General features: G+C 38.8%; 11 protein-coding genes and 2 pseudogenes. 6 read left to right on the top strand and 7 right to left on the bottom strand.

Annotation, left to right across the window (positions count from 1 at the left end; translation table 11 throughout):
* Positions 1 to 137 (top strand): annotated as a pseudogene (locus B157_RS38050) (ISLre2-like element ISRsl1 family transposase); the annotation flags it as partial.
* Here the strand turns inward: B157_RS38050 and B157_RS34545 are convergent.
* The 3 genes from B157_RS34545 to B157_RS0105570 form a co-directional block, all read right to left on the bottom strand.
* Entirely contained in the window at positions 115 to 2,985 is a 2,871-nt protein-coding gene (locus tag B157_RS34545) for a GmrSD restriction endonuclease domain-containing protein (protein ID WP_157618316.1), read from the bottom strand. The pseudogene B157_RS38050 and the gene B157_RS34545 overlap by 23 nt on opposite strands.
* Before the next feature lie 300 nt (positions 2,986 to 3,285).
* Complete coding sequence (locus B157_RS36705) at positions 3,286 to 4,248, bottom strand: ParB N-terminal domain-containing protein (RefSeq protein WP_020602384.1); 963 nt, start codon at positions 4,246 to 4,248, stop codon at positions 3,286 to 3,288.
* Positions 4,249 to 4,282: 34 nt separating this feature from the next.
* Entirely contained in the window at positions 4,283 to 5,239 is a 957-nt protein-coding gene (locus B157_RS0105570; RefSeq protein ID WP_020602383.1) for a ParA family protein, read from the bottom strand.
* A gap of 904 nt (positions 5,240 to 6,143) precedes the next feature.
* Between B157_RS0105570 and B157_RS0105565 the strand changes: the two genes are divergently transcribed.
* The 4 genes from B157_RS0105565 (at position 6,144) to B157_RS38045 (ending at position 8,449) form a co-directional block, all read left to right on the top strand.
* Positions 6,144 to 7,400: a replication initiation protein gene (locus tag B157_RS0105565; protein WP_020602382.1), complete on the top strand. Its 1,257-nt coding sequence runs from the start codon at positions 6,144 to 6,146 to the stop codon at positions 7,398 to 7,400.
* A gap of 61 nt (positions 7,401 to 7,461) precedes the next feature.
* Positions 7,462 to 7,668, top strand: a complete 207-nt coding sequence (locus B157_RS0105560) for a helix-turn-helix domain-containing protein (protein ID WP_020602381.1) — start codon at positions 7,462 to 7,464, stop codon at positions 7,666 to 7,668.
* A 152-nt stretch (positions 7,669 to 7,820) separates the two neighbouring features.
* Entirely contained in the window at positions 7,821 to 8,105 is a 285-nt protein-coding gene (locus B157_RS0105555; protein ID WP_020602380.1) for a hypothetical protein, read from the top strand.
* A 5-nt stretch (positions 8,106 to 8,110) separates the two neighbouring features.
* On the top strand, positions 8,111 to 8,449 hold the full coding sequence (locus tag B157_RS38045; RefSeq protein ID WP_157618315.1) for an HNH endonuclease: 339 nt from the start codon (positions 8,111 to 8,113) through the stop codon (positions 8,447 to 8,449).
* Positions 8,450 to 8,585: 136 nt separating this feature from the next.
* Here the strand turns inward: B157_RS38045 and B157_RS34535 are convergent, their stop codons facing one another.
* The 4 genes from B157_RS34535 to B157_RS34530 form a co-directional block, all read right to left on the bottom strand.
* Entirely contained in the window at positions 8,586 to 10,355 is a 1,770-nt protein-coding gene (locus tag B157_RS34535) for a type IV secretory system conjugative DNA transfer family protein (RefSeq protein WP_020602379.1), read from the bottom strand.
* A 43-nt stretch (positions 10,356 to 10,398) separates the two neighbouring features.
* Positions 10,399 to 11,220, bottom strand: coding sequence for a DUF5712 family protein (locus tag B157_RS0105545; RefSeq protein ID WP_020602378.1), 822 nt, complete (start codon positions 11,218 to 11,220; stop codon positions 10,399 to 10,401).
* Positions 11,221 to 11,240: 20 nt separating this feature from the next.
* Positions 11,241 to 11,651, bottom strand: coding sequence for a BfmA/BtgA family mobilization protein (locus B157_RS0105540; RefSeq protein ID WP_020602377.1), 411 nt, complete (start codon positions 11,649 to 11,651; stop codon positions 11,241 to 11,243).
* 223 nt (positions 11,652 to 11,874) lie between these two features.
* Positions 11,875 to 13,059 carry an aminotransferase class I/II-fold pyridoxal phosphate-dependent enzyme gene (locus B157_RS34530; RefSeq protein WP_020602376.1) on the bottom strand — a complete coding sequence of 395 codons (1,185 nt, stop codon included), beginning with the start codon at positions 13,057 to 13,059 and terminating at the stop codon, positions 11,875 to 11,877.
* A gap of 1,046 nt (positions 13,060 to 14,105) precedes the next feature.
* Between B157_RS34530 and B157_RS34525 the strand changes: the two are divergent.
* Positions 14,106 to 14,575: pseudogene (locus B157_RS34525) on the top strand (hypothetical protein); the annotation flags it as partial.

Here is a 14,575-nt window from a genome sequence, read left to right as displayed (position 1 = left end):
GGTTGAAGCGGTCTGGGCAACGCTGGAGTATTCGGGGTGCGCAGCGTGTTCTAAACTTGCGCGTTTGCCTGATGAGCAACCGATGGAATTTGGTTCGTCAGCAGATTGAGCCAATCAACTATGCGATGGCCGCATAGCGACATTTTGAATTGCACCCATCTGAATTAGCTCGACTACTTTCTTGAACGGAACTTGTTCATTGATGTTAATTATCGGAATTTTAACATTCCTAATATCAGTTACCGATATTTGAAATCCATCATCATGTGGTCTTATTGAAAGAGAATAAAAAGCCATTTTGCTGCCCAATATAGAGCATACAAACTCCTTTAAAAATCCTGTTCTCTCAAGTATAATTAACAAAAAATCGTTTGAAAAAAGCCCTTCTTTATAAAAAGTTGCAACTGAAAAATGGTATGGTTTTATTATAGATCTACGAAAAACTATTTTGTTTTTTGATTCGTAAGTTCTTAATAAATTTAACTTTTTTTCAATATGTATACTTTCCATTTCAGAATTTACTATTTTGAAATGGTCAATTTTAACGTTAAAATAGTAAATAAATTTATACCCAATAGCCTCCATTTCTGCTTTACTGGTTTGTGATTTATTAACACCTCCAGTAATTGTCGCAATTTCGCCTAAAGGAGCAAATTGACTCACTTTCCCAAATTCTTCTAATTCATTATCAAAAATCCTTTCATTTTTACGTCCGAACTCTTGTTTAAATGCCTTAACCTTTCTATCAAATGCAGGCTTACTTTCAATCCCACTCATGGCATCAAACAATTCTCTTAGTTGAGACCTTATTTCTGCTTTGCGGGTGATAATTACTTCATTAGATATTCCGTTGAGAAAACTCCACAATGCATAAAAGCTTTGTTGCGTTCTTCGACCATTTTCAATTATAAATATTGAGTCAAGAGTTTTATTTATGGTTAAATTAGATTTATCTGACTCATCCGTCAATAATTCTCGCAAGTTTTTAAGAAAATCGAACTCGAAATCATTTACTGCTCGAATAAATTCATCTTTTCGACTGACATCTTCAAGAACCTTCGATATTTCATTCTTAGATTTTACACGAAAATTTATTTTATTAACTACTTTGTAAACATCTAACTCTTTAGATATATGATTTTCGTCTAATCCTTTTGTGAATTGACTAAATTGAAGATATATAAGGGAAGTATAGATATTTTCATCTTCCATACGAGAGTTATTCTTACGAAGATAAAACCAATCTTTATTTTTATTGTGAACACTTTTTATTGATTCAATAAGTTCTCTAGAGATGTATGAATTCCACATCTCAAATGTATCTTCTTTTATAGGGTAAGGCTTATTATTTAATCTTATAAATAGATCAATAGGTTCAAAATTTTGATTGTATTTTTGATTTATTTCAATTACCCATAAATCGAAGTTTTTTATTTTATCCTGCTGATCCTGGTCTAACTGTAAAAATTTTTTTCCATCAATTGAGTCAAGAATACTATTCCGAAGACTCAATGAATATCCATTCTTACTAGATGAACTCTTTCTATTATTTTCGTCAAGATAGCTCTCTTGCATGAAGCCTAAAATAGAAAGAAGTCTCTGTTGACCATCAAGTACTTCTGATATTCCGTCTTCCCTCTTAAAGACAAAAATTGGCGGTAATTTGATACCAAGTAAGATACTTTCTATGATTGATGAGGATTTCTTTTTATTTATAACTTCGCTTCTTTGATAAGGAGGACGTATAAGAAATCTTTGACGCTCCATCTGTCTAGAAATATCTACAATTGCTATTGATGATGGTTCGGGTTTATTTATTCGCAATTCATCAAAGCTTATTCGATCTTTTCTGTTCGGCGATATTTCCTTATTCTTTTCTTTAAATGTGCTGTTGTAATAAAGATATAGATTGAAGTTTACTCCAAACTTTTCATTAAAAAAAATCGCTATCTTTTCATATCTATTGTATATCTCCTTAGAAAAGAAACTCCTTATCAACGAGAAATCAGATATATTTTCGCTTATATACTGAGTTAACTGATCAATAATTAATTTATCTATAACCTTGAGAGAAATTTCTTCGGATTCTAAAATAGACAAGGCCCAAAACAAGCATTCAGATATCAACCTATTATACGTTACCTTTTCTAAAGACAACCTTTTCTGTATTTTTTTTAGTACGTTTATTTTTTCAATGAATTTAGAATAACTTTGCTCAATTTCCTCCTCCTGTATATTTGAGTATAACAATTCATAGTATTTAGATATTATAGTGTCTTTCTTTATACTGTAGTATTTGATAGGAATTTGATGTTGAACTAACAACTGTCTTATTTTTTTTAAAATTAATTCTATATTTATTCTTTCAAAATGGAACAAACTTGATATTTCTTGATAAAGAAGTTTATCGCCCGTTAATTTATTTTTTATGTATGTATTCAAGTCATCCTCAAAATAAGCCGCTTTAGCAATATCTGTAGGTTTTAGTGGTGTTATTCCAGAGTTGTATCTCTTGAAAATTTCTTTTTTAACTATTTCTTCTATTTCATCATTTATCATTTCTTTAGAATGAAAGCTAAATTCAATAATTCTCAATTTAGTATCCCAAAACAAATCAGTAAGTTTTTCTCCTATATTTTTGAAATATTTATTTGAAATTCCTGTCTCGCCTAACTTTTGAAGACCGTTTGGCTTAAGTTTGAAATCGTCTCCTATGAATCTTAAAATAGTTTGATATCTCTGACGACCGTCAATTATTTCAACTTTATCAGAATTTCGAAAATATATCAATGGAGGGATTTCTGTACCTAAAAGAATACTTTCAATGAAGTAAGTCGCTTTTTCATCATCCCAAACATAATTTCTTTGATAAGGTGGTTTATAATTGGTCTTATCAACTCTGTCCTGATTACTAAACAAGCTTTCGATAGACATTACTTTAGGTTCTATCTTTATCAGGTTTTCAAATATTTTCTGTATTTCCATTTTCATATATCTTAGTATTGAGGCATGATTTATTTTATTTAATTCAACTCACTATGACTTCATAGAGGCGCACCAAATATTGATAGATACGTTTACATTATTGAATTCATATTACAAAAAAAATGTACATCAATACAAATTTTTTAATGAGTTTTATTAATTACACAAGTAGTTTGGAGTCAGAACATTGTAATACCTATTTTTTTAGCTGGAAGGATTTTCCCCTCAGCATAAATTGACATACTTTATTGAACACCCTTTCATCTTTCTGAACACTTAGCAAGTATCAGTACAGACACATTACGTTTTTTGTTTCAACTTACGGGCACACTCGATTATTTCATCACAGACTTGATTCATATCTATTCCACTCCCATCGAGTTTTTCAACAAGTTGGCGGAGTTGACCTCTTAGCTTCTCTCCTACTGCGTTCTTCTTGGGTTGTTTCTTTGCGTTGTTAAATTTGCTTCTGTCTTTTGTTTGCTTGATAACATCTTCTAACTCAGCTATATTTGAGATTAGTACGTTAGATATATCATATTGCCCAAATTGCTGTATTAAAGCCTTATCTACTTTCGTCGTACCAGCCAAAATATCCCTTCTAAAGGTTGGGGCTAGCTTCTCTAGGCCTTGAGCGTAAATACTATCACGTTTGATCGTTTTCTCGCTAACGTTGAATTGCTTTCCTAAACGGTGTGCTGTCGTCTGCTGGCTGTCCTCAACGGGTTCTTTGCTAATCTCTAGACCATTTTGAGCATCTCCTTCTCCATAAAGGTCAGAATGTCCTTTTTGCTCGTCTCGGTTATATTTACCCTTCTCCTTCTTCTCATGCAAATAACGTAATCCTCGCAAATAAGCCACTTGCTCAGGAGACAAATTACGTCTACCTAACTGATTATCAATCATAAAGAACCTTACCTGCTCAATAGATTGGAAGTTCATTACGTGTACCTTGAAATCTACGTGGTATTCCTGACATATAGCATACCTATTATGTCCATCAACCAGAATATAAACAGTTGAAGTTTCTTCCACACCAGGCACTTGGTCACCAACGGTCTCCCAGACAAGTAGAGCTTCCCGACAACCATTCTGCTTGATATTTTCTTCCAACTGGTTGTACTCATTTGGCAACAGTGGAGGAATATAGGCAGCTAGTTCGGGTAGAATAAGAATGTGTTGCTTTATATCTTCATGACGCAATAAGCTCTGATCTTTAATCATTGTTTTTGCATCAAAAGACATTTGATATTTTTTTGCCATAACAATATGGAGGTAAAAAACTGATTAGATTGAACTAGCTGACTCGTTGTCCAGTCAACTCTAGAGCCAAATTGCGGTAATCAACTGCACCGTTAGAATCTTTCGCATACGTAAATATGTCTTGCTGAGCAATTTGAGACTCTTTCAAAGCAACGTTCAATCGAATTTCAGCATTAAAAACAGTGAAGTTTGTAAGCACTCCACCCCGGATGTAATTGACCATGTCCCTATGCACGTTCAATCGTTTATCAACCAAAGTGAGAACAATCCCTTCTACTTTCAACTCATGATTGATTCGGTCTCTCACCTGCATGATTCGCTCAAACAAGTTATTAATACCCTTCATAGCTGAGGCTTCCGGTTGCAGTGTGATTAAACAGGAAGTGGAGGCTACCAGTGCAGAGTTGGTGAATATATTAAGAGCGGGTGGGCAATCTATTAGTATGTAATCATACTGTGATCTCAAACCTGAGATCACATTTTTAAGCTGGTTTACTCCTCCCACTGCCTGAACTAGTTCTAAATCTGCATTTGCCAGTTCCAAATCGCTTGGTGATAAGTCAAAGTTGTTGCTGATTGATACAATAGGTAGATGTTCGTTCTTCAGAAGTGCGTGCATTACTTGCTTCTGAGGCTCTTCGATGCCTAATACTTGGGATAGGTTACCCTGTGAATCCAAATCAATTAGTAGTACCCTATTACCTTGTAATGATAAAGCCTTACCCAGGTTCAATGTGGTTGTGGTTTTGCCTACCCCCCCTTTATGATTGGCAATTGAAATAACTTTTGCCCTTCTGGATGTAACATCAATATACCCGTACTTCTTTAACACTGGATATAGGGAAGCTAGGTGCTTTGCGTTCAAAATTCGGCCTCCTGCAAGGGCTTTTGTAAGAGTTGTCGTAGGAATACCTGCTTCTTGTTCAATCACAGAAGCGGACAAAGCTGGGTTCAATTGAAAAAAAGATAAAACGTCAGCGTTGGTTATCATAAAGCGGTATCGGCTATTTGTCCTAATATTAAGACAAATAATAATTTTTGTCAAGTAATACGGACCTTACATTGAATATTCTTACTAAATAATTTTGGAGCTTGTGGTACATTGTGAGAAATAGTACGCTGAATTGCGAGGAAAGTACCGTCACGGTGTAAATTTATTTTATTAATTTAAAAACAAGGGTTCAAGTACCCTAACCCCTTTTTCAATTTTAAAAAGGGTCCCTGCCGTTGTCTTAATTAGCTTAGCATTTAGATATTCATATTATTAATATATTATACATGCGATAACTATTTGAAAATCAGAAACTTATATTGGTTAATTGCGAGAAAAATACCGTTAATTGCGAGGAAAGTACCGTCAGGTTGCGAGAAAAGTACCGTTAACTGCGAGTGAACTACCGTCAGGTTGCGAGAAAAGTACCGTCAACTACGAGTAAACTACCGTATTTACGAGTAAACTATCGTCAACTACGAGTAAACTACCGTAATAGAAGTTATATGAAGAATTATCTATCCCAATTCATCATACTATGAATCATTAGATATTATCAAATGACTATCTGGTAAACTGCGAGTGGAATTACGTCAGCATTATGAATGTGTCCCCATCTACGAGGAAAGTACCGTCAAATGAATAGGTTAGAGAAAGATAAAACACCACACACTCTAAAATTAGCTCTGTTGCGAGGGAAGTACCGTTAAAAACAGGGGCATTTCTAGTTTTATAATACGCTGTGGCTAAATAAGTCATTCAACAATCAATATGACGGGCTTTTACTCGCAATTCGATTCCTTTAAGCGAAAACAGCCTTAGTACATGCCGACAACAACCTAGTAGTAAGCATAGGTTGTGAATTCAATGGCTTTCTTTAGCTTTGTAATAAGACGGGTATCGTATGGCAAAAAGTATCAAGTCCACTGATTTACAAACAGAAATGTTCAGCAACGATTCCGAATTTTTGGAAGCGGATCAGCGTGCAACCACTAGGAAAATTCGGCAGGACAGTGTGGTTGCTCAGCACAACGACTTGATCCGAGCTCGCTATGATATGTCACTGTTGGAATCACGTTTATTTGTTTGCTTGCTCGGACGAATAGACCGAAAGGATAAAGATTTTGTGCTTTGTCGAATTCCTGTGTCAGAATTGTATCCAGATGAAAAAGTAGGAGGGAAGGCCTATAATCAAGTGCGGGAAGCAGTTGTACGCTTATCAAGTCGAACCATCCACGTAGAGACTAGAGACGAACAAGGACGGAGGGAGATCATAAGCAATCCATTAATGGCGACCTGTCGCTACAAAGAAGGATCGGGATACTTGATTGCTCAGTTCAATAATTTCGTAAAACCGTATCTTTTAGAACTACAGGGAAATTTCACCGTAGCTGAAATTCAGACTCTTTTAGGGTTTAGGAGTTTTTACTCATACCGGCTTTACTGGCTGCTCAAATCATCTGCATTTCATAAGGACATTATCAAAGTTGAACTATCAGTACTGAAGAAGATTCTAAATCTTGAACAGCGGTATCAGAACTTTGCTGATTTTAAACGCTTCGTTTTAGACATAGCCAAACACGAGCTTAGTCAAACAGATATGGCATTTGAATATCAGCAAATGAAAGAGGGTAGGGCAGTAAGCTCATTACAGTTTTTTCTTGTCCGTCCTGCGGTAATTACCCAAAGCGACGTAAAATTGCCGGAAGGCACTCAGCAAACACTTACAGAGGTTGGGGTCAGCTTGAAATCTCTGAATGATATAAAATCACGCTTTGAGCAAGGTAAGCTTTCGGAAGAATACTTACGGTTTGTTATAAAGTACTACCAACATGCAAAGAAGAGTGGTCGAATTAAATCATTAGCAGGGGCTATATATAAGGCTTTGATGACTGACCAGCTAATTCAGGAATTCAAAGTCTGGCAAGTTGAGCAACCTGTTTATCACTCACCTCAACCTTCTCCCAAAAAAGCTAGCACAGAAATCATTGATTTGAACGTATTAGAGGAGCAATTCAAATCTATTTATGCAAAGGGACTTTCTAATCATGATTCTTTCGAAGCATACATAAATTGGATGCTAAGCCAAGAGACTTACAACATGGAAATGATAGATGGAAAGGAAGTACTAATCTACACAGAACCCAATAATACGAACTAGCTGCAAATACACGCTAATTGTTTTATCAACTGTGTTTGTTAGAAACAATTGACCATTAACTATGTCAGAATTAGCTCAACAAGTTGCATCACTCATCCGTGAAGCTAGAAAATCCAAAGGACTTACTCAGAAAGAGTTAGGTGAAATGTTAGGCATTGGTGAATCACGGGTCAGTAAGTATGAAAGTGGTAGACAAAATCCAACTATTGCAACTTTGCAGAAAATAGCTGACACCTTAAACGTGAAGATAAATCTTGCATTAGAGTGACTATTTTTTTGAAATAAAACTTGCATTATAATAGCAAGTTCTGTAATATTATACTATCAAACAGTAGGGAAAATCCCTATAATTAAAAAGCCCCAACGCTAACATCTTGGCGGAAGAAGCGAAGGGGCGACAAATCACAAACCATTACAGTTATGATTACCGTGCAAAGTAACGCCGTTTCTACTGGCGAACAAAATCTCATTGGGCAAGTAATTAGCTTGCCCCTCGTCTCTACTGGCAGTTTTTACGCCCAAATCGAGGTCCTTCACAATGTCTACCTGTTGACCAAAAGCCCCTGTATGGTGGCTCAAAATGGTCGCTTATTAGCCGACGAAATAGGCACTCTATCGAGCCAACTTGAAATCCTGATTGAAGGGTTAGACCCTTTAATTAAAGAGGCTATATCGTTTTATTCAATAGACGGTAAACACCTGTAAATTCCATGAATAGTCAATCACTGGACAAGGTTGTTTCAGTAAGCAACCTTGTCCGCCTTATTCGCCGGATGGAAGAGTATGAACTATGGAAACGGGCAGTGTTTATACGGGATCGATTCACCTGTCAGCAGTGCGGGGCCAGAAACGGACGCAAACGGGTTATTGAAGCGGATCATATTGTAAGCATTACCCTATTGGTCAGAGAAAACGAGGTAAATAGTGTAGAATCGGCGCGTTCTTGCAAAGCTCTCTGGGATGTAAACAACGGGCGCACCTTGTGTCACTCTTGCCACCAGAAAACGGAATCGTATCCGGTTCGCTTTATTGCAGATACGAAAAATTGAAAAATAGGTAGGTCTATGGCTTATGGTTAGGCGTTACAACGTCTAACCATAAGCCATGTCCGTAAAATTTAGTTAAGAAAAATCTTCCCAACCGTCGGGCTTTTTGGGGCCGTCGGGTTGATCCGGTCTGCGGGGTTCAGCGGGGGGAATTAGGTTTAGTCGGTTTTGTATTCTCCCGCACAATTTGGCGAACGTCTTCCTTTATTTGCCGAAAGTTGGCCCGCTTTCCCTCTTCGCTGACAGTCGTAAAGGACTCGATGGTTTTCGCTTTTGATTGGGGGGCCACAAACTGAGTAACAAACTCGTTTGTATTTCCCTCAGCAACAAAACCCGCAAATTGGCCCGTTTGCAGATCCCGAATCGTTTGCATGGATAGACGGTCTCGCTGCTGAATGGAGGTGCTTACGTTTTGGCTACTGGAAGAGCTTCTATCCCCTGAACTCCGGCCTGAGGATACACTTTGATATTCCACATCGTGTTTGCCAAACAAGGTAGTAACCCGTTGCAGCGTTTTGGGATTTGTCGAACGGCCGTAAAACTGGTTGGACAGGTTGCCCAATAACATTTCCGATTGTTGGGGCCCCAACTGGCCTTCCATTTGTGCTATATCCTGAACGGCGTATACGGTGGCTACCTTACTGGCCCGCGCGGTAGCAGGCAGCTCATGAAAATTAGGAATGAATAGGGTAGGGGCCTCATCCAATATAATGATACTGGGTAGTTTGCCGGATTTATTCATCCGTTTGGTCGCCGTAGCAATGATGAGGGAAATCAACGGCGAGTATGTAGTGGGTAAGTCGGCGTCGTTGCCAACCACTAAAAAACCCGGCTTCTCCGGATTATTTAAATCAAAGGGTACATCATCCCCGCTCATGACCCAAAAGATTTCAGGCGTGTTTAAAACAGCTAAATAGCTTTGAACGGTGGTGAATATACTAGCGAGGGTCTTTTCCGAATCCTGACTACTGGTGATGGCAGCAACCAGACCACGAACCTCCTCATCAGACCCTAAAAGTTCAAGTAAGGATTTGGTTGGCGTTTCGATGATTAAGCTACTGGCGTGGGGCAATGTACAGAACTGAGGGTAGTTATTGCGCAAGTACCAGAGACTACCCGTTAGTAACGCTTCGGCGGTTTGTATCCAAATGTCTCGCTTTAAACTAGCTTTATAATCCAAATTGCCAATGGTCGTTACTGCTGCTTCCCGGGCGTAACTGGCATTGATCAGAATGGTAGGGCTTACTGGATTAATTCGGTGACTACAGGTCAAATCCGTAAAATTAACGTAGTAGGTAGTAACACTACTGGCCTCATAAGCCCCCGCCACCTCATTGGCTAACGTTGGAAATTTTCGATCATACAATATACCCGTAAAGTTGGCTGCTGCGGACTGTTGGATAATGGGTTCAATCAGGCTTTTACTTTTGCCGGTGCCTGGGCCTCCACAAATGAAAATTCCACGGAACACATTTCTAAGCTGAAGTATACCGTCCTGGGTAACAAACGAAAAAACGGGCTGGCCTTCAGCAATGGTATCCTTTTCGGACGGTTGGGATGAGAAAAGATTTATTTTTCCAGTTCGTATCCAATAGGCATAGGCACCGGTAACGAGAAGGGTACTATAAAACAACGCTGATGATTGGAATGAAGCAGGTGTTACAGGATGTAAAATGAACATGACAATCAACCCACCAAAAGCCATAACAAAGGATAATACCCCAAACCGAAGCCAAAGTTTGTTCCAGATTACATCATTATTAAAGTGAGCCTTCTGGTCATAAAAAATCATCCGTAGCGCAAAATTTGTAATAAATCCTAAGCCTAATTGACGCAAAAAGCCAAGTAAAATAGTAATCAGAAAACCAACAACGATAAAGGCTGCAATAATGAAAAGTGTGTTAGCCATAATAGCACATAAATGAGTTAACCAATTGGAGGTATATTCTTAATTAAAGCGATAAATCTTCTTTTGATTTATGCTGAGGTAACTCCCGTTTTGTTTCTTGTACTTTGTCTTTGGATTGCTCCCAGGACAGGTGATTAGGCTGCTGCTTTAACGCTTCCAGTCGTAACGCGAGACGTTCTTCCTGACTCCCTTTCTGCAAAGTGTTCGCGTAGTGAAACGTTTGGGTTAAAGGGCGGTCATAGCCAAACTGCCGGTCAAACTGTTGTTCGGTTGCTTGCTTAAAGGCTGTCCGGTCAAATCCACCTTGCACCGCTCCCTGCGTAGTCATCCGGTGATTAGTGGCCGGGCTTAATTTAAGAGGATGCTTCCGCTCAATTATTCCCGCTTCTTTTTGCTCTTTGTACCGCGTTAAGTCTTCCGTCCGACTGACAATAATGTGCACGTGCGTTTGGGGTCCTTCCTTCGATTCACCCTCTACGCGTTGTTGTTGTTGCACCGCTTTATCCGTATGGGAAAAACTCCGCGCCTGCTCAATCTTGGCGAACCAGACGAGGTCCGCACTCTTTATCCCCTTTCCAAACTGACCAGCGTATTGGTCCATCGTTGATTTTGTAAAGGCTTCCAATTTTTGAAGATCATTCCCCAGGTGATTTAGCTCTGACTGACTCGGACTCAAGATGACCTGGTAGTATTTATCGTCTTGTTGACCTAAGTGCTTTCGATTCGCGTCAATACCCGTAACTACCTGAATGGCGTTGATATTCCCTTTGTCGTGCGTGAACCAATTACCCTGACTTTCTTTTTCCAAGTATTGTACTAAACCAATACAGCTTCCTTTACCTCCGTTCGTAATCTTGGCTACCATAACAGGAATAGAGAATTAAATTAGTTCGTCTTTTTTATTAACTCCTCATATACGGCCCGAAATCGCTCCGTTTGAAATTCGGGTTTAAACGCTCCGCCAATGGTTCGTATCTGCGACTGACGAAGCGTCTTGGGTAAGTCTTGGGTAACGAGTTGAAGGAGTAGTTTTATGTCGTCACTAATAGGACGAATCAGCTCGTTTTCCTGCTGGCGAATAAAAGAGACCAGTCGTCTATCCAAGGCTTTTATGGCGTCCGTTGGGTTATCCACTTTAGGATCTCGGGGATCGGCATGGGTGGCTTTGAAGTAGAAAATCATCGCTTCCAGCAGGCCCTTTTTAGATAATCCGTAGCTGTCTGCCATCTGTTCAAATTCAGCAAACAGATCAGCCGAAATCAATACTTGCTTGTCTTTCTCTTTACTTTTTTCCATAAAACTCAGTTATAAATCAGTTTTTTATAGTTGATAATCAGAGATTTAAGATGAAAACTCAGTTATAACCTGAGTTTTTTAGGCCGTTAAACACATTCACCTGAGTTCAGTTTTTCAGATAATATATTGAAAATCAGATGTATAAAGATAAATTTGTGGATAGAAAATGAGCTTTGTACTGTTCCCGCTCGCTCTGTAAATGAGAAGAAATTAGTGGAGGCTCTTACTGGTTTTCACTGCACTCCCGTACGCTGTTTAACACAAACGTTTGCTGAAGTTTAGCAAAGGCATTCAGCGTTTGGGTAATGTGCAGGGCTGTTACTGTGAGCCGAAGAATCATGGTCTCTTTTGGAACGACGGGATATACAACAGGGCTACAAAATACGCCATGGGTATAGCGAAGCTCTCTTAGAAAAGCAGCGGCTGATTTTTCTGAACAGGTCAGGTAGACGGGGATTATGGGACTACAAGTGTTGCCAATGTCGTACCCCATCGCTTTCAATCCTTCCTGGAGCAATCGGGTATTTTTCCAGAGCTTGTTTCGTCTTTCATCACCTTCTTGAGCTAATAGCTTTAGCTTGAAAAGGACACTGGCTACGGTAAGTAAGGGGAGGGTGCGACTAAATGTTTGCGAACGTAAATTGTACTTAAAGTAGTCAATGAATTCTTTACGGGCGGCTACAAATCCCCCCGTGGTAGCCAGAGCCTTGGCAAAAGTGCTGATATAAATGTCTATTTCGGGCATTAATTCTTCAACTGATCCGTGTTCATAAAATCTTACAAATCCGTGGGTATCGTCTACGAGAAGGGTAAAATCATAAGTCTCTTTCAGCTTAAGAATGTCCGTTCCATTGGCCTTATCTCCTCGCATACTGAACACACCATCCATTAAAACCAACACTTCACTACTGGGCTGAACTTTAGAAAGTAGCTTGCCTAGTTGATAAATGTCATTATGTCTGTAGGAGAATTTGGGGCCTTGATGAAGCCTGACGCCATCGATCAAATTGGTATGAACTTGTTGATCATAAATGATAGTATCATGTCGATCCACCAAGCTATCCACGGCAGACACGATACCTTGGTAGCCGAAGTTGAGAAGCAAAACATCCTTATCTATTAGCTGACTAATTCCATGCTCTAACTTGTTGTGATACGCAGTATTTCCGGTTAATAGCCGTGACCCACCGGGATAGCCAGAACCGTATTCGACTTCTGCTTGTATTATCCGTTCATCAGATTGTAACCCTAGGCAGTCATTGAAGCTCCGGGTTATTACCTCGTTGCCCTTAAAATTTATGCGGCTTTTTAAAGGTCTTTCGTACTTGGGATAGACGTATTCGTTTTCGTGTTGAGCGTAGGCAGTTAGACCCGTTTTCTTTCGGTTGAGTTTTTCTAAAATGCTCATTCCTTATGTCAAATATGATCTATAGATAAACCATACTTATAACGCATAAGGTTATAAAATTCGCTACACTCTTTTATTAAAATTAAAGATTTTTAGTAAAATTATCTGAAGAAAAAAAACGCTATTTTGATGCGTATTGATAGGCAACCGATTCAATGGGCCTAATAGCTGATCTGATTATAAATCTGCTAGGTCCTCAGCTCTACTATACGTGTACCGCCAGTCTGATCATAACGGACAGGAAGTTGGTATCCCAACAAGGTGCTAATATTCTATACCGGGTTACTGGTACTTTTACCGCCTGGGGACTACCCTTGGTAAGGCGATCAACGCAACGGGCATATTTGATTTTCTCTTACTCTCAAAATAATACCCTATATGATACCAACTTTTCTCCAGAAGCGCCGAACTGCTGGTCAATCGCTGCGCTTACCTATTACCCTATTTTTTCTCTTGGTATTGATCGTTGCTTACATAACTGCCCTGTTCTATAATGCAAAAATTACGTCATGACAAAAACTATGTAATTGTACTTAATTTTAGTGCTAACAGAATGATAAACAGAGATATAGATAGTTTATTCAAACCTCTTAATTGGGTCGTTGCACTTATTTTAAACCTCCTATTTAGTCGGCTTCAAAAGGCCATATTCGGCTATTTTTATCAAAAAATAGGTGGTTTTTATCTACCACTGACGGAGTTATGACCTCTTATTTCAAACCTCTTAGTTGAATAGTAATCTATTTCAAACCTCTTAAATGCTTATTTCAAACCTCTTGTTAACCCATTTCAAACCTCTTATTTAGGCTAATTTAATCTATTTCAAACCTCTTATTTACTTATTTCAAACCTCTTATTTAGGCTTGTAAGTTACTGATCTACAACAGGTTCAAGGGCTCCTAAATCAATCAAACAAATTATTGATAAATGGATAAAAGATCAAAGCGAAAAATTCTGGTGTAAAGGGGAAAGAAGGCTATTGCAAAAGAAGAAGTACTTATTTACTTTTATAGTAAATAAGTACCATATATTTCCAGCTTGTACTGATGTCCAAGAAACCCGCCAAACGAAACGACGAAGCACCCCTTTCTGCCCTGCGCACCGTCCTTAAAACACAGGCCATCGCCCTGACACCGGGTATCAACCAGATCAGCAATCCGCCCCCAGCTGATTCCCACCTGGAATACTACTTCATTCCCATGCAGTATATGAAGCAGTACCAAGCCTACAACCGGCCGGGTAAGCCCCTGAAAAACCTGAAACTCATTAATTATGAGAAACCCGCCATTTCCCTGTCTTTCTTTTTCAAGCATAAGTATTCCATTGAACGGGCCGTCACCCATGGTGATGTCGTGCAGCACATCAAGAATTACCGGGACGAATTATTGAACTTGTCCTTAATGCAGCAGCTTAGCGTGGGCCAGCTTAAAGAACTTCAACAAACGGACGAACTATTACGCACCATTCGGGAAGAGCCCGATGCTTACCAGGCCTGCTTTTCTAATTATCACCACAA

The organism is Spirosoma spitsbergense DSM 19989 (genome assembly GCF_000374085.1).
GTDB classification, from domain to species: Bacteria; Bacteroidota; Bacteroidia; order Cytophagales; family Spirosomataceae; genus Spirosoma; species Spirosoma spitsbergense.
Note: the sequence above shows the minus strand (reverse complement) of the source record. Positions and strands in the feature narration are given on the sequence as shown.

Coding starts and splice junctions, on each gene's coding strand:
- B157_RS34535 (WP_020602379.1), bottom strand. CDS start 10,355: ATGGCTAACACACTTTTCATTATTGCAGCCTTTATCGTTGTTGGTTTT.
- B157_RS0105540 (WP_020602377.1), bottom strand. CDS start 11,651: ATGGAAAAAAGTAAAGAGAAAGACAAGCAAGTATTGATTTCGGCTGAT.
- B157_RS0105560 (WP_020602381.1), top strand. CDS start 7,462: ATGTCAGAATTAGCTCAACAAGTTGCATCACTCATCCGTGAAGCTAGA.
- B157_RS34530 (WP_020602376.1), bottom strand. CDS start 13,059: ATGAGCATTTTAGAAAAACTCAACCGAAAGAAAACGGGTCTAACTGCC.
- B157_RS0105555 (WP_020602380.1), top strand. CDS start 7,821: ATGATTACCGTGCAAAGTAACGCCGTTTCTACTGGCGAACAAAATCTC.
- B157_RS0105565 (WP_020602382.1), top strand. CDS start 6,144: ATGGCAAAAAGTATCAAGTCCACTGATTTACAAACAGAAATGTTCAGC.
- B157_RS34545 (WP_157618316.1), bottom strand. CDS start 2,985: ATGGAAATACAGAAAATATTTGAAAACCTGATAAAGATAGAACCTAAA.
- B157_RS38045 (WP_157618315.1), top strand. CDS start 8,111: ATGAATAGTCAATCACTGGACAAGGTTGTTTCAGTAAGCAACCTTGTC.
- B157_RS0105545 (WP_020602378.1), bottom strand. CDS start 11,220: ATGGTAGCCAAGATTACGAACGGAGGTAAAGGAAGCTGTATTGGTTTA.
- B157_RS36705 (WP_020602384.1), bottom strand. CDS start 4,248: ATGGCAAAAAAATATCAAATGTCTTTTGATGCAAAAACAATGATTAAA.
- B157_RS0105570 (WP_020602383.1), bottom strand. CDS start 5,239: ATGATAACCAACGCTGACGTTTTATCTTTTTTTCAATTGAACCCAGCT.